At 59.4% G+C, this 18,967-nt stretch carries 17 protein-coding genes; 1 reads left to right on the top strand and 16 read right to left on the bottom strand.

The genetic code is table 11. The features are described 5' to 3' along the window. Positions 1 to 42: 42 nt before the first annotated feature. The 11 genes from aguA to BM267_RS09260 form a co-directional block, all read right to left on the bottom strand. The gene (gene aguA, locus BM267_RS09210; RefSeq protein ID WP_074779464.1) at positions 43 to 1,140 is read right to left on the bottom strand and encodes an agmatine deiminase; all 1,098 of its coding nucleotides are present in this window, start codon (positions 1,138 to 1,140) and stop codon (positions 43 to 45) included. 3 nt (positions 1,141 to 1,143) lie between these two features. Further along, a complete protein-coding gene (gene aguB, locus BM267_RS09215; RefSeq protein WP_074779466.1) occupies positions 1,144 to 2,022 on the bottom strand; it encodes an N-carbamoylputrescine amidase in 879 nt (292 codons plus the stop codon). 147 nt (positions 2,023 to 2,169) lie between these two features. After that, complete coding sequence (locus BM267_RS09220; protein WP_177173395.1) at positions 2,170 to 4,131, bottom strand: carboxylesterase/lipase family protein; 1,962 nt, start codon at positions 4,129 to 4,131, stop codon at positions 2,170 to 2,172. A gap of 155 nt (positions 4,132 to 4,286) precedes the next feature. Then, a complete protein-coding gene (gene dctM, locus BM267_RS09225; protein WP_036989023.1) occupies positions 4,287 to 5,567 on the bottom strand; it encodes a C4-dicarboxylate TRAP transporter large permease protein DctM in 1,281 nt (426 codons plus the stop codon). Then, the gene (locus BM267_RS09230) at positions 5,564 to 6,211 is read right to left on the bottom strand and encodes a TRAP transporter small permease (RefSeq protein ID WP_036989021.1); all 648 of its coding nucleotides are present in this window, start codon (positions 6,209 to 6,211) and stop codon (positions 5,564 to 5,566) included. The genes dctM and BM267_RS09230 overlap by 4 nt, the downstream gene beginning before the upstream one ends. 68 nt (positions 6,212 to 6,279) lie before the next feature. Continuing rightward, complete coding sequence (locus BM267_RS09235) at positions 6,280 to 7,278, bottom strand: TRAP transporter substrate-binding protein (RefSeq protein WP_074779470.1); 999 nt, start codon at positions 7,276 to 7,278, stop codon at positions 6,280 to 6,282. A gap of 57 nt (positions 7,279 to 7,335) precedes the next feature. Continuing rightward, on the bottom strand, positions 7,336 to 8,163 hold the full coding sequence (locus BM267_RS09240) for an HpcH/HpaI aldolase/citrate lyase family protein (RefSeq protein ID WP_074779471.1): 828 nt from the start codon (positions 8,161 to 8,163) through the stop codon (positions 7,336 to 7,338). Then, positions 8,160 to 9,365 (bottom strand): CaiB/BaiF CoA transferase family protein, encoded by a 1,206-nt coding sequence (locus BM267_RS09245; protein WP_074779473.1) that lies wholly within the window; start codon positions 9,363 to 9,365, stop codon positions 8,160 to 8,162. The genes BM267_RS09240 and BM267_RS09245 overlap by 4 nt, the downstream gene beginning before the upstream one ends. Further along, on the bottom strand, positions 9,358 to 10,734 hold the full coding sequence (locus BM267_RS09250) for an MmgE/PrpD family protein (protein ID WP_074779475.1): 1,377 nt from the start codon (positions 10,732 to 10,734) through the stop codon (positions 9,358 to 9,360). The genes BM267_RS09245 and BM267_RS09250 overlap by 8 nt, the downstream gene beginning before the upstream one ends. Positions 10,735 to 10,763: 29 nt before the next feature. Then, positions 10,764 to 11,927, bottom strand: a complete 1,164-nt coding sequence (locus BM267_RS09255) for an acyl-CoA dehydrogenase family protein (protein ID WP_074779477.1) — start codon at positions 11,925 to 11,927, stop codon at positions 10,764 to 10,766. 74 nt (positions 11,928 to 12,001) lie between these two features. Beyond that, complete coding sequence (locus BM267_RS09260; protein ID WP_074779479.1) at positions 12,002 to 12,829, bottom strand: HTD2 family dehydratase; 828 nt, start codon at positions 12,827 to 12,829, stop codon at positions 12,002 to 12,004. Positions 12,830 to 12,974: 145 nt separating this feature from the next. On the opposite strand from BM267_RS09260, the gene BM267_RS09265 reads away from it, so the two are divergent. Next, a complete protein-coding gene (locus BM267_RS09265) occupies positions 12,975 to 13,880 on the top strand; it encodes a LysR family transcriptional regulator (protein ID WP_036989013.1) in 906 nt (301 codons plus the stop codon). On the opposite strand, the gene BM267_RS09270 is transcribed toward BM267_RS09265, so the two are convergent. The 5 genes from BM267_RS09270 to BM267_RS09290 all read right to left on the bottom strand — a co-directional run bounded on the left by BM267_RS09270 (position 13,853) and on the right by BM267_RS09290 (position 18,789). Then, positions 13,853 to 14,713 (bottom strand): M90 family metallopeptidase, encoded by an 861-nt coding sequence (locus BM267_RS09270; protein ID WP_083392476.1) that lies wholly within the window; start codon positions 14,711 to 14,713, stop codon positions 13,853 to 13,855. The genes BM267_RS09265 and BM267_RS09270 overlap by 28 nt on opposite strands. Positions 14,714 to 14,956: 243 nt before the next feature. Further along, positions 14,957 to 15,466 carry a flavin reductase family protein gene (locus tag BM267_RS09275; protein WP_074779481.1) on the bottom strand — a complete coding sequence of 170 codons (510 nt, stop codon included), beginning with the start codon at positions 15,464 to 15,466 and terminating at the stop codon, positions 14,957 to 14,959. Between the two features lie 110 nt (positions 15,467 to 15,576). Beyond that, positions 15,577 to 16,611, bottom strand: a complete 1,035-nt coding sequence (locus tag BM267_RS09280; RefSeq protein ID WP_074779483.1) for a methionine synthase — start codon at positions 16,609 to 16,611, stop codon at positions 15,577 to 15,579. Positions 16,612 to 16,637: 26 nt separating this feature from the next. Further along, entirely contained in the window at positions 16,638 to 17,621 is a 984-nt protein-coding gene (locus BM267_RS09285; protein WP_074779485.1) for a DUF1852 domain-containing protein, read from the bottom strand. A 268-nt stretch (positions 17,622 to 17,889) separates the two neighbouring features. Continuing rightward, positions 17,890 to 18,789 carry an MBL fold metallo-hydrolase gene (locus BM267_RS09290; protein ID WP_074779487.1) on the bottom strand — a complete coding sequence of 300 codons (900 nt, stop codon included), beginning with the start codon at positions 18,787 to 18,789 and terminating at the stop codon, positions 17,890 to 17,892. Positions 18,790 to 18,967 lie beyond the last annotated feature (178 nt).

Consider the following 18,967-nt stretch of genomic DNA (forward strand, 5'->3'; position numbering starts at 1 on the left):
AGAGACTATAAAACGTATCCCAGGGAATGGGCAGCGGAATATTCAGGCGGCGGGCTGTTGCTGGGTAATGCAATGAATATTGCCGCCACCCAGGAGAATCTCACGTCCGGGCACCATCACCACCCGGCGCTCGGGAAACAGGGATTCAAGTATGGCCTGCGCCTGGGCGTCCTGCGGATCATCAAATGCAGGCGCGACAACACCACCGTTGACGATCAGGAAGTTGATGTAGGAACCGGCCAGGCGAACGCTGGGCGAACGCGGCTGACTGCCTGGTACCTGATCCACCCCTGCGCATTCCGCCGTGGTGGCGTGAATCGGCCCGGGAATCGGCATCCGATGTACTGTCAGTTCCCGCCCCTGTGCATCCCGGCTGCTCTCCAATACGCGCAATGCTGCCTGGCATCGGACATGGTTGGGGTCAGTCGGGTCATCGGTCCAGGCCAACAAGACCTCACCGGGGCGCACGAAACAGCAGAAGTTGTCCACATGGCCGTCAGTTTCGTCGTTGTATAACCCTTCCGGCAACCAGATGACCCGCTCGATGCCCAGATAATCCATCAACATCCGCTCGACCTCATGGCGTTGCAGGTGCGGGTTGCGATTGGCATTGAGCAGGCATTCCTCGGTGGTGATCAGGGTGCCCTCGCCGTCCACATGAATCGCCCCGCCCTCCAGTACGAAGCCGTCGGTACGATAACGCGGGCAGCGCTCCAGGCCGAGAATCTTGTCGGCCACCTGATCATCCCGGTTCCACGGCCAGTACAAGCCGCCATCGAAGCCGCCCCAGGCATTGAACACCCAGTCGACACCGCGCACCCCGCCCTGGCCATTGGTAACGAAGGTCGGGCCGGTATCACGCACCCAGGCATCATCGCTGCTGATTTCCACTACCCGAATGGCCGGGTGGTCCAGCTGCAGACTGGCGTTGGCATATTGCGCGGCAGATACGCCGACCGTGACCGGCTCGAAGCTGGCAATCGCGCGCGCTACCTCGGCAAAGGCGGCCTGGGCTGGTTTGGCTCCGAGCCGCCAGTTGTCCGGGCGTTCCGGCCAGAGCATCCAGGTCTGACTGTGCGGTGCCCACTCGGCGGGCATGGCGTAACCGTCGGCGCGGGGCGTACTGTGCAAGGTGTACATGAATCAGGACTCCAGCGAACCATCCAGGGTTTTCAGCGGACCATACAGATTCGGCCGGCGGTCACGGAACACGCCCCAGGCGGCGCGGATATGCTCCAGCTGGTCCAGATCAAATTGCTGCACCAGCACGGTTTCGTCGCTGTCATTGGCTTCCTGCACCTTCTCGCCGAACTGGTTGGCGATGAAGGAGGCGCCGTAGAAGGTGATGTCATAGCCGTCCTGCTCTTCCAGCCCAACCCGGTTGCTCGCCACCAACGGCATCAGATTGGCCCCGGCGTGGCCCTGTTGCACCCGCTGCCAATGATCCTTCGAGGTAATGGAGGAGTCATGCGGCTCGCTGCCGATGGCGGTGGGATAGAACAGGACTTCCGCGCCTTGCAAGGCCATGGCCCGGGCGCTTTCCGGGAACCACTGATCCCAGCAGATACCCACACCGATAGTGGCAAAGCGGGTCTTCCAGACCTTGAAACCAGTATCGCCGGGGTTGAAATAGTACTTTTCGTGATAGCCGGGGCCATCCGGAATATGACTTTTGCGGTACACACCCAGATTGCGCCCGTCGGCATCAATAATGACAACGCTGTTGAAGCGCGCCCGGCCAGACAACTCGAAGAAGCTGATCGGCAATACCACCTCGAGCTCCTTCGCCAGCTTGCTGAAATGCGCAATGGCAGGATTGTCTTCGACCGAGGTGGCCAGCTGCAGATATTCGGGATTGGGCTTCTGGCAAAAATACGGGGTTTCGAACAGCTCTTGAATCAGAATGATCTGCGCGCCCTTGGCAGCGGCCTGCCGTACCAGTTGTTCGGCTTTGGCAATATTGGCCTGGCGGTCCCAACTGCAACTCATCTGGGTGGCGGCGACGGTAACGAGGCGGGGCATGGCGGTTCTCCGGCAAAGTGAGCATGGGGTACAGCATAACCCATGACCACTCTCGCGGCAGAAAGTGGCGCCGGAAGAGCGCCGCCTTTTCTCAGAAATTCCCCAGACAAAAAAGACGGCCGGGGCATCAAGCCCCGGCAGCGCAACTTACTCGATTGCGGGGAACGCATCATCCAACCCGGTCTCCACCGTCGGCTGTTGGGTAATGCGCAGGTAGGTATCGTTTTGCGAGGTATAGGCTGGCCATTCCTGCCCCTCGATCGATGGATTGCCGGTGCGGGCGAAGTTGGCCCACATGGCGCGCATATTGTCGGTGACGGCCACGTCGTTCGGGTTCCAGCCCGGGTGGTTCATGGCAAAGCCCTGCGGCGTTGGGGTATCGCCGCCGACCGGGTCCTGCAGGCCGGTCAGCCCCAGCAGGTAGTGGGAGAGGAAACTGCCGGGGTAGTCGAACACGTACACCAGCTCAGCACCGTGGTAGGCCAGCGCGCCCTGGCTGGACCAGTTATCCGGCAGGTGATCGAACACGTAGACGAAGGTGTCCGCCTCGTTATTATCGGCCATCCACGGCATGTACCACTTGAGCCCATCAATCAGGCCAGGAGTATCGCCTTCGTTGGCACCAGCGATGATCGGTACGTCGTTGTGCCGCCCAGCCTCGAAGCTGTCGCGGATGCCATCGAGCATGTACACGCCATCCACATTTGGAGAAAACACCCGTCCGGAGCCGTCCGCGGCAGCAACCAGCTGTGGCCAGGGAACTGCTCGCAAAGCGGCGGCCACGTCTTCGGCATTCTGCACATCCAGCGCCTCGGCGACGGCGACACCGTCCTGCTCCTCGGCCGCCAGCAGATTCTCAACCGGCATCAGCTGGTCATCCGGACCGGCCATGCCGCTCTGTACAATGGCCTTGTGGAACAGGCCGCTGGCCATGGGAGAATTGATCAGCGACAGCACCTTGCCGCCGCCGCCGGACTCACCAAAAATGGTGACGTTATCCGGATCGCCACCAAAGGCTTCGATGTTATCCCGCACCCATTCCAGCGCGGCGATCAGATCCAACTGGCCGTAGTTGCCCGAGGTCTCGTTCGGCGATTCGGCGGTTAGAGCGGGATGCGCCATATAGCCCAACGGCCCGAGGCGATGGTTGACCGTGACCACGACCACGCCTTCCTTGGGCAAGGAGGTATTGTTGAACGCCTTGGTGTTGCCGGTAAGGATGGCGAAGCCGCCGCCATGGAACCAGACCATCACTGGCAACTTCTCGCCGTCAACGCCATCCGGCACGGTGACGTTGAGATACAGACTGTCCTCGCTCATGCCACCTTCGCCAAAGGCCACATAGGCCGGGTTCTGCGCCGACTGATCAGCCCAGCCGGTAGCCCAGCGCACGCCCTCCCAGGCGTCCGGTTTGACCGGTGGCTGCCAGCGCAGATCGCCCACCGGCGGCTTGGCGTAGGGCACGCCATACCAGGCCCAGGTACCGTCATCATGCTGGAAGCCGGACAGCTTGCCGTATTCGGTATCTATGATCTTCTGCGGTGCCAGCGCGCGGGCCAGGTGTTCCTGCGCATCGGCTGCGGCAACTACCGCTCGCGGCCCGGGGAAAGTATCGGTGAATACCGGCGGCTCGGCGTTGTTCAGATCATCCAGCAGGTCGGTCAGCGAGGCGGCGAATGCCGTGTAATCCATGTCGAAGACCAGTCGGTCGGCGTAGACCGAAACCTGCTCGGCAATCTCCGGTGTAATGGTAATGCCATTGCTGGTATTACCGTCCTGATCGAGGGTCTGCAGCAGCACGGCGATATTGGTTACCGCATCATCGGTGTGCTCTTCGGCACCCGCAACCAGATCCAGCGGCGTTAGTATTTCAGCGCCCTCAGCTTCGCCGAGCTTGAGATCACCGAGATGGAAAGCAACGGTTTCGCCGCCGCGATAGGCAAAGCTGCCCTGCTCGTCCGTCGTGCCCTCCTGGCTATCGGTCTGGTAGCGCAGGCCGGCGACGGGGCTGTCAACGAAGGTACCGGTATGCGTGCCGGGCCCCTTGCTGCTACCACCGCCATCAAAACAGCCCGCCAGCGTCATGGCGAATGTGCATATGAGGGGCATTGTTGTCAGGCGGGCTGCCCGACTGGAAAGTGGGATTCGCGTCATTGTCTGCCTCATTGTTGTTGTAATAAGCGGGCCGGGGAAATTCCCCGGCTCTACAACAGATAGACAATAATGTGAAATGCATCAACCTAGGAACATTACCAACTATAGACTCACATCCCCAGCCACTCCGGTAGCGCCAGAGAGATCGCCGGCACGTAGGTGATGATGGCCAGGAAGAACAGCAGCAACATCAGCCACGGCATCGCCGCGCGAATCACCGAGCCCACCGGCATACCGGTCACCGCCGAGGTGACGAACAGGTTCAGGCCCACCGGCGGGGTAATCAGTCCGATCTCCATGTTCACCACCATGATGATGCCCAGGTGGATGGGATCGATGCCCAGTTGTATGGCAATCGGGAACAGGATCGGCGCGAGGATCAGGATGATCGCCGACGGCTCCATGAAGGCACCGGCAATCAGTAGCATGATATTCACCGCCAGCAGGAACATCCACGGCGACAGTTCCATCGCCGTTACCCAGGCGGTGATGGCCTGGGGGATCTGCTCGGTGGTCAGGACGTGGGCGAACAGCATGGCGTTGGCGATGATGAACATCAGCATGATGCTCAGCTTGCCCGACTCCAGGATCACCTTGGGGCATTCGCGCAGGGTCATGTCTTTATAAACGAATACCGCGACAAACCAGGCATAAACCGCTGCTACAGCCGCTGCTTCGGTGGGCGTGAACATGCCGGAGTAGATGCCGCCCAGGATGATCACCATCAGCAGCAGGCCCCACAGCGCCTTGTGCGCGGCCGACAGCCATTGGCGCACTGATGCCCGGGGCATTGCCGGCAGGTTCTTTTTCACCGCGATGATATAGATCGCCGCCATCAAGGCCACGCCCAGCATCAGGCCGGGAACCACTCCGGCCATGAACAGTTTACCCACCGATTGCTCGGTGGCAGCGGCATAAACCACCATGACGATCGATGGCGGGATCAGAATACCCAAAGTACCGGCGTTACAGACGATGCCGGCACCGAACGCCTTGGGATAACCCGAGCGCACCATACCGGCAATGGCGATGGAGCCCACCGCCGCTACCGTCGCCGGCGAGGAACCGGACAGCGCGGCAAATAGCATGCAGGCCATCACTGCGCCGATCGCCAAGCCGCCACGAATGTGCCCGACGCTGGCATTGGCGAAGTCGATCAGCCGCCGCGCCACGCCACCGGTGGTCATGAAGGCGCCCGCCAGCAGGAAAAAGGGAATGGCCAGCAGAGTGTAGTGCTCGGAGGTCTCGAACAGCTTGACCGCCAACCCGCTCACCGAATCGGGACTGAACAGGATGATGGTGAGCGAGCCGGCGACGCCGAGGGACACGGCGATCGGCACACCCAGGAACATCAGGACGAACAGAGCCAGGAACAGGAAAGGAATAGTCATGGGCGGCGATCCTCACTGTCGGCCAGCTTGGCGGCTTCTGCCGCCTCGTCAGCCAGCCCAAGGCCGGTCTGCTGATGGCGCAGGATACGAATCAGGATTTCCGCGAAGCGGATGAACATCATGGTAAAACCCAGCGGTACGATCAGCGCGACATGCCATTTGCGGATACCGAACTGATCCAGGTCATCGGCGTAGATGGCGTTGCCGAACAGAGCCACTACCCACTCGAAACTGGCAACGCTGAGCAAGCCCGCATAACCCAGACAGATCATGCATGCGAGGATGCCGATGCCCCATTGGATGCGCTGGCTGGTCAAACGCACCAGAGCGTCGACCCCAATATGCCCTGCGGTACGCACACCGTAAGCCAGGCCGAAGAAGATCAACCAGGCGAACAGCGCCTTGCTCAGCGCATTACCCCAGGTCATTTCCTGGGCCAGGTAGATAATGAAATCCCCGATGGCAAAGAAAAACGCGCTGATGCCTGCAGCACCGCGTATTTCGAAAAAGTCGCCCAGCAGGAAGAACGGGTTGTAGAGATTGTTGATGATGACGTAGACAAAGGTCACCAGGGTCATCGCTGTCAGCAGAAAGACGATGACGCCCTCCTCGAAATGATCCCAGGCAAGACGCAGAGCATGCATGGTGGATTCTCCGGAAATTAGAAAACGGATAGCGCCGCAACCGGCATTACCAGCTGCGACAAGGCAGGTCAGTTCACGGGCTGCTGGTTGCTGGCTTCGGCTGCAGCAATCAGGTCCGCGCCAATCTGGTCGGCGAACTTCTGCCATACCGGACGCATCGCCTCGCGCCATTCGGCGCGCTGTTCGGGGGTAAGGGTGATGATCTCAGTGGCTCCGGATTCAGCAATTCGGGCGCGGGCAATGGCGTTGAGCTCCTCGGCCTGGCGATTCACTTCGACGCTGACTTCCGCCAGGATATCTTCCAGTTCGCTGCGGATGTCCTCGGGCAAGCCATTCCAGAATCGCGCATTGGCGATCACCATGTAATCGATCAGGCCATGATCGGAGGCGGTCATGTACTTCTGGACTTCATGTACCTTCTGGCTTTCATAGTTGGACCAGGTGTTCTCGGTGCCATTGACCACGCCGGTCTGCAATCCCTGATAGACCTCGGCAAAACTCATCTTGCGAGGAATGGCGCGCAGCGCCTTGAATTGCTCGTCCAGCACCGCCGACGCCTGCACCCGGAATTTCAATCCGCGGGCATCGCGTGGCTCGCGCAGGGGCTTGTTGGCGGACATCTGACGCATGCCGTTGTGCCAGTAGGCCAGACCGAGAATGTTCTTGTGCAGCATCGACTGGAGCAACTCCTGACCGTGTTCGCTCTGCTGGAAACGGTCCACCGCCGCCATGTCATCGAACAGGAAAGGCAGGTCATAGACCTGCAGTGGCTTGGCGTAGTGCTCGAATTTGGACAGCGACGGCGCCAGCATATGCACATCGCCGAGCATCAGCGCGTCCATCTCCTTGCCATCACCGAACAGGGACGAGTTGGGGTAGACCTGTACCTCGACTCGACCCGGCAGGCGCTCCTCGGCCAGTTTCTTGAACAGCAGGGCGCCCTGCCCCTTGGGCGTGTTGTCTGCCACCACATGGGCGAACTTGATGATCACCGGCTCGCTCGCCTGGGCCAGGCCTGCCAACAACGGCAGGGTACAGATCAGTGCCTTGATCAGGTGTTTGAACATGGGGTCATTACCTCTTGTTGTTATCGTGTTTGTTCTTGTCTGGGTCGGCCGCGAGGCTCAGCCCGGCGGTTGGCCGGCACGCTGGAGCACGCGCCTGGCGTGGCCGATCACTGGCGCATCGACCATCTGTCCATCGACCACGAACACACCATCACCAGCAGCGCCGGCGGTCATGACCCGCTGCGCCCAGCTCAACTCTTCGGCGCTCGGCATCAGGGTGTCGTGCACAACTTGCACCTGGCCGGGGTGGATGCACAGCATTCCACCGAAGCCCATATCCCGGGCATCGGCGACCATCTGGGACAGACCGTCGGGGTTGTTGATGTCGGGGAAGACGCTATCCAGTGGCGATGCCAGTCCAGCCACCACGCTGTTCAGCAGGATGGCGTAACGCGCCTGGTCGAGCATCCGCCCGGCTGCGGCGGTGCCGCTGGTCAGGCCCAGAGCCAGACCCAGATCCAGCGCGCCGAAGCTCAGGCGCTCGACGCCTTCTGCCTGGGCAATGGCAGGCAGCGCTTGCAGCCCCAGCGCGCTTTCGATGATTGGCCAGACGGAGCGGCCACTGGCAGCAGCCAGCGCTATCTGTTCGGCACTTTCTACCTTGGGCAGCAAGACGCCCACCACACCGGCATGCCGCCGGCACAGTTCCAGATCCGCCGCCTGCTGCGGATGCCGGGGAGCATTGATACGCACCAGTATCCGGGCTTGGGGGTTCTCGGTCAGGAAGGTATCCAGATTGGCCCGCGCTTCGGCCTTGAGGTTCTCCGCCACGGCGTCCTCGAGGTCGACGATGACCCGGTCGGCGCCACAGGCCAACGCCTTGGGAATGCGATCGGGGCGGGTCGCCGGTACGAACAGCGCCGTGCGGATGATGGTCGTATTCATACCGCCCCCTGCTGTCGCAACTGTGCGATATCCGCCGCGGCGTAGCCCAGCTCGGCGAGTAGGCTGTCGGTATGCTCACCGAGCGAAGGCACCGCGTCCATCCGCGGTTCGAAGGCAGCATTACGCCCTGGCGGCAGCAAGGCCGGCAACGGGCCCGCCGGGCTTCCCACCTCGCTCCAGCGCTGACGCGCCTTGAGCTGCGGGTGAGCCCAGACGCCGGCCATGTCGTTGACATGGGCGTTGGCGATGGGCGCCGCGTCGAGTCGTGCAATCACCTCATCGGCGGTCAGCTTGCCGAATGCCTCGACGATGATGGCACGCAATTCGGCGCGGTTCTCCGAGCGCCGAGAGTTGGCCGAGAAGCGCTCATCGGCGGCCAGTGCCGGCTGCAGCAGCACCTTGTCGCAGAAAGACACCCACTCGCGTTCATTCTGCAGGCCGAGCATCACGGTACCGCCATCACCGGTGGGGAACGGGCCGTACGGGTAGATGGTGGCGTGGGCCGCGCCGGCACGGGGCGGCGGCGTCGCTCCCTGGTAGGCGTAGTACATCGGAAAGCCCATCCATTCGACCAGGCTTTCCAGCATGGATACATCGATACGGCTGCCGATGCCGGTCTTGTCCCGCAGCATCAGCGCCGACAGCACGCCGGTGTAGGCATACATGCCGGCGGCAATATCCGCGATGGAGCAACCGGCCTTGGCCATCTGGTCGTCACCCGGGCCGCCGGTGACCGAGAGAAAGCCGCCCTCGCTCTGGATCAGCAGGTCATAGGCCTTCTTCTGTTCGTAGGGGCCACCTTCGCCGTAGCCGGAAATATCGCAAACGATCAACTGCGGAAAGCGCTCGTGCAACGCCTCAAAGGAGAGCCCCATGCGCGCCGCAGCGCCGGGCGCCAGGTTCTGCACCAGCACGTCGGCCTTGGCCAGCAGTTGCTCCAGCACCTTGTCGGCGCCAGGCTGCTTGGCATTCAGGGTCAAGCTTTCCTTGGAGCGGTTGGTCCAGACGAAGTGCGAGGCCAGACCATCGACACGCTCGTCGTAACCCCGGGCGAAGTCACCGGAGCCAGGGCGCTCGACCTTGATCACCCGCGCACCAAGATCGGCCAATTGCCGAGTACAGAACGGCGCGGCAATGGCATGTTCCAGACTGATCACGGTAATCCCATCCAGGGGACGGGGTTTGTGGTTCTGCTCACTCATGATCTTTCCCTCCAACCAGGCTGACCTGGCTCATATCCGTCTGCTCACGCAGTGCCCACACCCGGGCCACCAGTGCTTCGGCTTGGTCGGCATTGCAGGCGCCAGAGAAGGCCACCAGCCGGCGGAACTTGTCCTCCAGCTCGGCCCGGCTCAGGGTGTTGCCCGGATCGCCCTTGGGTTCATCGATACTGCCGTGCAGCGTGCGGCCGTCCACGGTGGAGACCTCGACTCGGCCCAACCAGCGCTGTGGGTAGGCGCCGTCGACTTCCGGATCCAGCTGCATGCTGACTTTCTCGCGGAAGACGCCAATCCGCGGATCGACCAGTGCATGCTCATGGAATTCCGGCAAACCGGCCTTGCGATAGAGGGCGATCAGACCCAGCACGGTACCCATGGAAAACTTCGCCTGGTGTACGCTCTGCGGCACCACGACCCGGCCGAGCACGTCGATGGCGCCCTGATGCACACGGGTAACCACGCTGGCGATGTCGTCGGCCTGCAGCTGCTCGCGCTGCATCAGGTCCAGCAGCGCATCGGCCGCTGGATGGGTGTGCCGACAAGAGGCATGGAACTTGAACGAGGTTTCCGGCAACGCCCAGCGACTGCCCAGCCGGTCGGACAACTTGCTCGGATCAGCATCGCTGGACATGCCAGCCGCCATGCCCTGCTCGCCTTCGAGAATATTCTGAGCCCCGGTCAGGCCATCTGCGGTCAGGTAGGCTGCCAGCAAGCCATCAGCAGCAGCCTTGGCGGTATGCAACTGCTTGGAGTCGGCGGCGTCACGCAGGAACTCCCACAGTCCAGCAGCCTGGGTGCCGGCGCTGCCCAGCAGATGAGTGAACTGCTGCTGGTCGAAGTCCAGCAACTTGCCCACCGCGACGGCGGCGGCCAGGGTGCCGACGGTCGCCGTGGTATGGAAGATGCGGTAATGCGAGCGGCCGAGAAACTCACCGATGCGGATGCCCGCCTCATAGCCGGCCACCGAGGCCAGAATCAGCTCTCGGCCGCTCTTGCCCAGATCCTGCGCCGCGGCCAGTGCCGCAGGGAATACGACCGTGGCCGGGTGCAACACCGAGCTGTTGTGCAAATCATCCTGCTCGACCAGATGCGAGCTGGCGGCATTGACCAGCGCGGCGAAATAGGCCGAGCTGGACTGGCCGTTGACCAGAATCTGCGCCGGCCCGCTGGCCGGTCCCATCTTCTGCGCATAGCGCTCGAACAGCGGAATCGGGTGGGCACCCTGACTGGCCAGGGCCGAAGCCAGCCAATCGAGGAACAGGTCCTCGGTACGACTGATGACCGCTTCAGGCAGTTGCTCGTAACTTAGCCCCGCGAGAAATTCGGTAAGCGCCTGGGTGTGCTGACTCATGTTGTTTTCCTTTGCTTATCCAGTGGCGCTCAGAAACTGCGCGGTAGGCCGAGGATGTGCTCGGACACGTAGGACAGGATCAGGTTGGTGGAGATCGGCGCCACCTGGTACAGCCGGGTCTCGCGGAATTTGCGCTCGACGTCGTATTCGTTGGCGAAACCGAAGCCGCCGTGGGTCTGCAAGCAGGCGTTGGCCGCCTCCCAGGACGCCTTGGCCGCCAGGTACTTGGCCATGTTGGCCGCCGCGCCAGCGTTACGCCCGGCGTCGTATTCCTCACAGGCGCGCCAGCGCATCAGGTCCGCCGCTTCGATCTCGATATGCGCCTCGGCAATCGGGAACTGCACGCCCTGGTTCTGGCCAATCGGCCGGCCGAACACCACGCGATCGCGGGCATATTCAGCGGACTTCTGGGTGAACCAGTGCCCATCACCGATACATTCAGCGGCGATCAGCGTGCGCTCGGCGTTCAGGCCATCGAGGATGTAGCGGAAGCCCTTGCCTTCTTCGCCGATCAGGCTCGATTCCGGGATTTCCAGGTTATCGAAGAACAGCTCATTGGTTTCGTGGTTGACCATGTTGGCGATCGGCTGCACGGTCATGCCATTGCCGATGGCTTCACGCAGGTCGACCAGGAAGATCGACATGCCGTCGGCCTTCTTCTGCACCTCAGCCAGCGGTGTGGTGCGCGCCAGCAGGATCATCAGGTCGGAATGCTGGATCCGCGAGATCCATACCTTCTGGCCATTGATCACATACTTGTCACCCTTCTTCACCGCCGTGGTCTTGATCTTGGTGGTGTCGGTGCCGGTGGTTGGCTCGGTCACACCCATGGATTGCAGGCGCAGCTCGCCGCTGGCCAGTTTGGGCAGGTAGAAGCTCTTCTGCTCTTCGCTGCCGTTACGCAGCAGGGTGAACATGTTGTACATCTGCCCGTGCACGGTGCCGGAGTTGCCACCGCAGCGGTTGACCTCTTCCAGAATGATCGACGCCTCAGCTAGCCCCAGCCCGGAACCGCCGTATTCCTCGGGAATCATCGCCGACAGCCAGCCCGCCTGGGTCAGCGCCGTGACGAACGCCTCGGGGAAGCCCTTGGCTTCGTCGATCTTGCGCCAGTATTCGCCGTCAAACTCGGCGCACAGGGCGCGCACGCCTTCACGGATGGCGTTGTATTCTTCGTTCAGGTACGGGTTCATCTCGGTTCCTCTGGTTCAGGGGCGGCCCCGGCGCGCCATGGCTGCCGCGGGCGTCGGATTCTGTCGATGGAGAGTCAGTCGAATTGCACTTCGGCTTGTTGGGCGATGCCGTCGCCGTTACCGGCCCACAGCTCGGCCTCGCCAGTGCCGCTGCGGCGACCGCCCACGACAAAGTTCTGCGGCGCAATCAGCGGCCGCAAGCCGCGATAGGCGAAACGACGCAGGCGCGCCTGCGGGTTGGCCCGGCAGAAGGCCCGCAGATTCAGCGTGGCTATCAGCGGCCCGTGCACCACCAATCCCGGATAGCCTTCGATCTCGGTGACATAGGGCCAGTCGTAATGGATACGGTGTCCGTTGAAGGTGACGGCGGAATAGCGGAACAGCAGGGTCGGGCTGGGCGTGACCGGCTCTTGCCAATCGCCCTCGGGCAATGCTGCGCCAGTGGCCAGTTTTGGCGGGCTGGGCTCGCGGTAGACGATATCCTGTTCCTCGCGGATCGCCAGTTCCCCGTCCTGCAGATAGTCGTGCTGGACGGTGACGAACAACAGTGCGCCGGTGCGACCGTGCTTCTCTTCAACCTTGAGAATGGTGGAGATGCGCTTGGCATCAGCCCCGGCCCGCAGCGGCTGGTGGAACTCGATACGACCACCGGCCCACATGCGATTGCGGTTGTCCGCCGGCGGCAGGAAGCCACCACGGGCTGGGTGACCGTCACCGCCGAGCCCGGCTTCCACTACCGCCGGTTGGAAAAAGCACCACTGCCACAGCGGTGGCAAGGCACCACCGGCCTGTGGCGCCGGCTCGCCCAGGGTGGCGGCGATGCGCTGAAGCAGGGTCAGGCTGAGGTGATCATGAACTTCTTCGCTGCGTCCGATCCAGGCGGATAATACTGATTCGCTCATCGGTTGAATCCCATGGCTTGCTTGTATTTTTCAATATCATTGCCAAGGGGCTACCGATCTGTGAATCTACATTTCGGGAAGGGGGCGTTCGGTTTTACTTAACGCCAACGCCGCACGTCAGCTTTTTCGCGGGATACAGCTCAGCATGCATTTCGATTTATCAGACCTTCGTCTATTCATTCATATCGCCGAGTCACCCAGCCTGACTCAGGGCGCACGCAAGGCGTTCATCTCACCCGCCGCCGCCAGCGCTCGCATCAAGAGTCTGGAAACCGAGGTCGGCAACCGCCTGCTCTACCGCGACAGTCGCGGCGTGGAACTGACCCCGGCCGGCCAGCTGTTTCTGCAGCATGCGCGGTTGATCATGCGCCAAGTGGATTACTTGAAAAGCGAATTCACCGAATATGGCACCGACGCCGCCGGGCATATCCGAATCTTCGCCAACACCACTGCGGCCACGGAGTTCCTGCCAGAGATTCTCGGCGACTTTCTGGCTGAGCGCCCGGGTGTAACGGTGGACCTGCAGGAACGCCTGAGCCGGGATATCGTGCGTGGCGTATTGGATGGTTCCACCGACCTGGGCATCATCGCCGGGCCGGTCAAAGCCGAGAACCTGCAAGTGATTCACTTCAGCACCGACCGGCTGGTGCTGGTCACCCCCAAAGATCACCCGCTGGCCGGGCGCCAAAGCATCAGGCTGGCGGAAACCGCGGGCTATCCCCATATCGGCCTGCATGAAGGCACCACCCTGCTGCGATTTCTGCAGGAGCAGGTCGCCGAGAACGGCAACAGTCTGAACATGCGCATCAAGGTCTACAGCTTCGAGGCCATGTGCCGGCTGGTCGAATCCGGGGTCGGTCTGGCGGTGATGCCGGATTCTGCCGCCCGCCGTCACCAGCGCACCATGAACCTCGCGGTGATCGAGCTGAATGAGCCCTGGCGCGTGCGTGAACGCAGCATTCTGTTACGGGATCTGGAGGCTTTGCCGAAGGTGATCCGAGCTCTGATCGACCGATTGCAGACCTACGGTCTTGAGGACAGCGGATCCTGACGGTAGAAACCCGTCAGGTGTCGATACACCGCGGGCCAGGCTGCCTGCAGCGGCTCGGGTTGTTCGAAGAAGGTTTCCGACAGCACGGCGAAGAATTCCGCCGGGTCTTCCAGTGCGTAGTCATCCACCGGCAACGGCTCGTCGTTGTCGGCCCTGCGCGCCAGATCATTCCAGGCCGCGGCAAAATCATGCTGCCAGGCCGCCGCATCCATGCCGGGATGCAGCGGCGGCGCGCCATTGGCGCTGGCGCCGCGCATATCCAGGGTATGCGCCAGTTCGTGGATGACTACGTTGTAACCATCGCCCTGCCCCGAATGACAAACATCCTCCAGCGACAACACCACCGGCCCGCGCTCCCAGGCTTCGCCACTACGCTCACTGGTTTCCTGATGGACGATGCCATATTCATCCTCCCAGCTGTGCTCGGCAACGAAAGGCCCGTCGTAGAGGATCAGGGTCTGCCAACGGTCGTACCAGTCCAGCCCCAATTCCAGTACCGGCACCACTGCCATCCCGGCGATGCGCAGACGCAGGCGATCATCCAGTTCGGCGCCGTTGACCGCCACCAGATGCTTGCGCAGCAGCAGGCGCAGCGCCAGTTCCTGAATACGGCGCTGCTGCTCCGGCGAGTAACGCCGGTAAACCGCCCAGTCGCCCAACGCCTGCTGCCATTGCTCGGCGGATACGGCCAGCCGGCGCAACTGTCGGTCTTCACGCCAATGGCTCAGGCGTTGCCACCAGCTGCGTCTCTCGCGACGTGTGGCCTGTTTGCTGATAGCAATTTCTCCAGTGCAGGGGAACTCTGAATCCGTTTTCCAGCCATGATACGGCATCCGATCGCAGGGTGACCTACCAAGGGAACCTGATGAGCGGTTCAGCGCCTCATACAGTCGGTTGATGGCGCCTACTCGTTCAATCAGATTTGTGTCTACAGTCTGTATACACAGCGACGACACGCTTCCCCGAGCAACCAGTGCACATCCAGCTGCAAAGCGGCATACCGCTCCAGCCATCGCTAACTGACGTGGCGTCAGACCTGCCACTTTGCCAAACACAAAAGCCCGAGCAATGAATCCTCAAACCGCGCCGTGCGCGGTGAGGTTGCAATACTGTCCTTTGAAATACAGGAGTGGCTGCGCAGCAGCAGCTTCTTGCAGGTTTAACGCTTTCACTTCACCAACCACGATCAGGTGATCACCTGCGGCATGTTCAGCGTGAATTTCGCAATCAAGCCAGTCCAGGCTGTCGGCAATGATCGGATTCCCCAGCGGCGATGCCCGCCATTTGATTCCGTGCCACTTGTCCGTGCCTTGCCGAGCGAACTGGTTAGAAATATTGACCTGTTCACCTGACAGGATATTGACTGCGAATCGACCGGCCTGGCGAATTCCAGGATAGCTGTACGAGCTGGACTTGACGCTGAATGACACCAGCGGCGGACTCATCGACACGCTATAGAATGACTGGCAAGTGAAGCCAACCGGCTCGCCACCAATGTGTGATGTGATCACCGTGATACCGGATGCGTAATGCCCGAGCGCTTTGCGAAAGCTCAATGGCTCGATAGCTGTACAGGGAAGCGTCATAGTAGGTCCTGAATATCGGGTGTAGCTCGAAGGTGTTGAGGAAGGCTTGACGTAGCTCGGTAACTTTCAAGTTACCGAGACAACCTCCCCGCCCCCATTCCAACGTCAGTTCAGCCCTGGCTCGAGAGCTCTCTTCGGACGATGTCCGCACCTGCGCTTAACGCATTCAGCTTGCCTCTTGCCACTCGCCGAGGTAATGGCGCCATGCCGCAGTTGGTGCAAGGATAGAGCTTGTCGGCATCTACAAACTGAAGCGCTTTGCGCAGGGTACTGGCAACGTCTTCTGGTGTTTCAATCGCATGGTTTGCCACATCAATGGCCCCTACCATGACTTTCTTGCCTCGAATGAGCTCAATGAGGTCCATCGGAACATGAGAGTTGTGACATTCCAGTGAGACTATATCGATACTGGACTTTTGCAGCTTGGGAAAAGCCTCTTCATATTGTCGCCACTCTGACCCCAGGGTCTTTTTCCAGTCTGTATTGGCCTGGATGCCATAGCCGTAGCAAATATGCACAGCCGTTTCACATTGAAGGCCTTCAATCGCCCTTTCCAGAGTGGCAATACCCCAATCATTCACCTCATCAAAGAAAACATTAAATGCGGGCTCGTCAAACTGGATAATATCAACACCCGCGGCCTCTAATTCTCTGGCTTCTTGATTGAGAATCCTGGCAAACTCCCAAGCCAGTTTTTCGCGGCTTTTATAATGATTATCATACAGCGTATCGATCATAGTCATGGGACCTGGCAGAGCCCATTTTATGGGTTGCTTGGTTTGCTGACGTAAGAACCTGGCATCTTCAACAAAAACCGGCTTTTGCCGCGTAACAGCACCCACGACCGTCGGTACGCTCGCATCATAGCGATCACGAATTCTAACGGTTTCACGTTTTTCAAAATCAACGCCGCTGAGGTGCTCAATAAAGGTAGTGACAAAATGCTGGCGCGTTTGCTCACCATCACTGACAATATCAATACCTGCTTGCTGCTGTTCTTGCAACGACACACGTAAAGCATCTCGTTTCCCCTCAACCAATCCTTCCTCGTGCAATTTCCAAGGAGACCAAAGTGTTTCAGGTTGTGCCAACCAAGAGGGTTTGGGTAAGCTGCCAGCCGTTGATGTGGGCAACAATTTTTTCATAATAGATGACCTTTGTTGTTGATTAGTCAAAGAGCGTAATTAGCGGACCACTGCTCAAGAACAGCCCGGTGTGGCTTGATAAAGTGCTCCTCAACAAACCTTCCCTGCTCAATAGCCAGTCGGCTGCGCTCCTCTCGGTCATAAACAATTCGCGTTAACGAATAATCCTGGTTATCCAAACGGGGTTGATAGGATTTTCCCGCTGCAGAGTTCGCATTATATATCTCAGGCCGGTAGATCTTTTGGAAAGTATCCATCGTGCTGATGGTACTGATAAGCTCAAGATTGGTGTAATCAACAAGCAAATCACCAGAAAAATAGAAAGCCAAAGGCGCAACACTATTTGGGGGCATGAAATAGCGAACCTTCAACCCCATTTTCTTGAAGTACTCATCAGTTAACGAGTATTCATCTTGTTGATACTCCACGCCCAATACAGGGTGCTGATTTTCAACCCGATGGTAGGTCTTGCTACTCGAAACACTTAAGCATATAACCGGCGGCTTGTTAAAATTCTCTTTGTACGCATTTGAGTTAACGAAACACTGGAACAGTTTGCCATGCAAATCGCCAAAGTCATCTGGCGTACTAAATGCGGACCGACTCTTATTGTGCTCCTGTAAAAGCACACTGAAGTCATAATCTCGCACATACGAGGAGAAATTATTCCCTACAACACCATCAATGCGCTCGTCAGTTTTCCGATCAACAACACTCGCCTTCAATATCTCAATCAGTGGGAGCGCATCACCACTTTTTTTAGCATCAACATTCATCTCAACAGAGATAATTTCAAGCTCGACAGTATAACGATCGCCTTTGGGATTATCCCAATGCGCCAGCGCATTAAAACGATTGTCAATCATGTTCAAGGTGTTACGCAAATTCTCTTGGCGACTCTCCCCTCTAGCCAAATTAGCAAAATTGGTTGTGGCACGCGTATTGGCTGAGGGCTGGTAGTTCTCATCGAAACAAATGCTTTTAACAGTAAATGCAAACTCTTTACACATGGTAATCTGAAACCCTGATTTTCGAGACAAACCAGATCTCTGGCTTTTTTTCTCGCAGTAATCTTTATACTTCCTATCGTTGGGACATATCTTATGCTGTGCCCTTGCTCTAGTAACAATGAAATGATTTCACTACGTCTTTAGTCATATTCATGATGCGCCGCGTTCGAAAGGACGGTTCCCCTTTGTTACTGAATCACCGGAGCCCAGGCACAAAAAAGCCAGGCTGCTTTTGACAGCAGCCTGGCTTGATATCGCTATTACAATCTCAGAAGTTGAGCGTCGCGCCATCTTCCGGAATTTCAACGCGATCCGCGATACCCTTTTCCTGCACGTATGACTGCAGCTCTTCGCGGGTCAGAGCCATGTGGTTGATGGCGTCCATGTGCGTGGCAACGATGGTGGCATCCGGCGCTGTCTTGGCCGCCCGCAGTACATCTTCCTTGCCCATGATGATCGAGCCATCAAAACCATTCATCATTGCATAGCCTGCGTTGATCAGGACGATCTGCGGGGCGTAGTCTGCAAGCGCCATATCCACTTCATCGCGCCAGACGGTGTCACCTACCAGATACAGCGTGTCGTGGCCTGGCGACTGGAATACCACCCCCATGGCTTCACCGAGAGCAGTAGCAACTTCTGCGACAGCATACATTTCGTCAGTGCCGTGCTGGCCGCCAATCTGGCTCAGGGTCACGCCCTCGAACTCGGCTTTGGAAAGGACGCGAACGTTGGTAAAACCCTGTCCACGGATCATCAACGCATCAGCCAGGTTCTGCACAAACAGCGGGATATCCTTCGGCAGCAACTGCTGGGCAGCATCGTCCCAATGATCAAGATGGGTATGGGTGATGATCACTGCGTCGACGTCTGCAATAACGTCCTTCTCGGACATGGGCAGGTCTACCAGCGGGTTGCGCAGGTTGCTGCGATAGGTGTTGTCGAAGCCGGGATAGGTGCCTTTTTTCGACAGCATGGGGTCGATCAGGAAGGTGGTGTCGCCGTAGGTGATCTTCACCGTGGCATTGCGGATCTGCTGCAATTGCACAGCCTCGTTAGTAGCGGATGCGCTGGTAGCAGAAGTAGCAGGTTGTGCATGGGCAAATGTCGCAGCGATGCTCAGACTCAGGGCCACAGCGAGCGAGCTGGCAAGGGTTTTCATGGTCATGTGTTTCTCCAGGGATAGCCAGTGAAGGTGCTGCCATTGTCGGCTCCCTCAGCAATCAAAAAAAGTGGCCTATATGACAATATTCGATATAAATGGGCCACCCCTGCAGCTGCCATCCAAAATAGCCGCTTTGACCCGATACCCTATATAGGATAAATTTGGGCAACCCGTTTTCCAC

The sequence above is a fragment of the Halopseudomonas bauzanensis genome (assembly GCF_900114735.1).
In the GTDB taxonomy this organism is placed as follows: Bacteria; Pseudomonadota; Gammaproteobacteria; order Pseudomonadales; family Pseudomonadaceae; genus Halopseudomonas; species Halopseudomonas bauzanensis.

What these genes read in the sequence shown, in the direction of transcription:
- aguA (WP_074779464.1), bottom strand. Translation starts at nt 1,140, where the DNA reads ATGTACACCTTGCACAGTACGCCCCGCGCCGACGGTTACGCCATGCCC.
- aguB (WP_074779466.1), bottom strand. Translation starts at nt 2,022, where the DNA reads ATGCCCCGCCTCGTTACCGTCGCCGCCACCCAGATGAGTTGCAGTTGG.
- BM267_RS09220 (WP_177173395.1), bottom strand. Translation starts at nt 4,131, where the DNA reads ATGCCCCTCATATGCACATTCGCCATGACGCTGGCGGGCTGTTTTGAT.
- dctM (WP_036989023.1), bottom strand. Translation starts at nt 5,567, where the DNA reads ATGACTATTCCTTTCCTGTTCCTGGCTCTGTTCGTCCTGATGTTCCTG.
- BM267_RS09230 (WP_036989021.1), bottom strand. Translation starts at nt 6,211, where the DNA reads ATGCATGCTCTGCGTCTTGCCTGGGATCATTTCGAGGAGGGCGTCATC.
- BM267_RS09235 (WP_074779470.1), bottom strand. Translation starts at nt 7,278, where the DNA reads ATGTTCAAACACCTGATCAAGGCACTGATCTGTACCCTGCCGTTGTTG.
- BM267_RS09240 (WP_074779471.1), bottom strand. Translation starts at nt 8,163, where the DNA reads ATGAATACGACCATCATCCGCACGGCGCTGTTCGTACCGGCGACCCGC.
- BM267_RS09245 (WP_074779473.1), bottom strand. Translation starts at nt 9,365, where the DNA reads ATGAGTGAGCAGAACCACAAACCCCGTCCCCTGGATGGGATTACCGTG.
- BM267_RS09250 (WP_074779475.1), bottom strand. Translation starts at nt 10,734, where the DNA reads ATGAGTCAGCACACCCAGGCGCTTACCGAATTTCTCGCGGGGCTAAGT.
- BM267_RS09255 (WP_074779477.1), bottom strand. Translation starts at nt 11,927, where the DNA reads ATGAACCCGTACCTGAACGAAGAATACAACGCCATCCGTGAAGGCGTG.
- BM267_RS09260 (WP_074779479.1), bottom strand. Translation starts at nt 12,829, where the DNA reads ATGAGCGAATCAGTATTATCCGCCTGGATCGGACGCAGCGAAGAAGTT.
- BM267_RS09265 (WP_036989013.1), top strand. Translation starts at nt 12,975, where the DNA reads ATGCATTTCGATTTATCAGACCTTCGTCTATTCATTCATATCGCCGAG.
- BM267_RS09270 (WP_083392476.1), bottom strand. Translation starts at nt 14,713, where the DNA reads ATGCCGTATCATGGCTGGAAAACGGATTCAGAGTTCCCCTGCACTGGA.
- BM267_RS09275 (WP_074779481.1), bottom strand. Translation starts at nt 15,466, where the DNA reads ATGACGCTTCCCTGTACAGCTATCGAGCCATTGAGCTTTCGCAAAGCG.
- BM267_RS09280 (WP_074779483.1), bottom strand. Translation starts at nt 16,611, where the DNA reads ATGAAAAAATTGTTGCCCACATCAACGGCTGGCAGCTTACCCAAACCC.
- BM267_RS09285 (WP_074779485.1), bottom strand. Translation starts at nt 17,621, where the DNA reads ATGTGTAAAGAGTTTGCATTTACTGTTAAAAGCATTTGTTTCGATGAG.
- BM267_RS09290 (WP_074779487.1), bottom strand. Translation starts at nt 18,789, where the DNA reads ATGACCATGAAAACCCTTGCCAGCTCGCTCGCTGTGGCCCTGAGTCTG.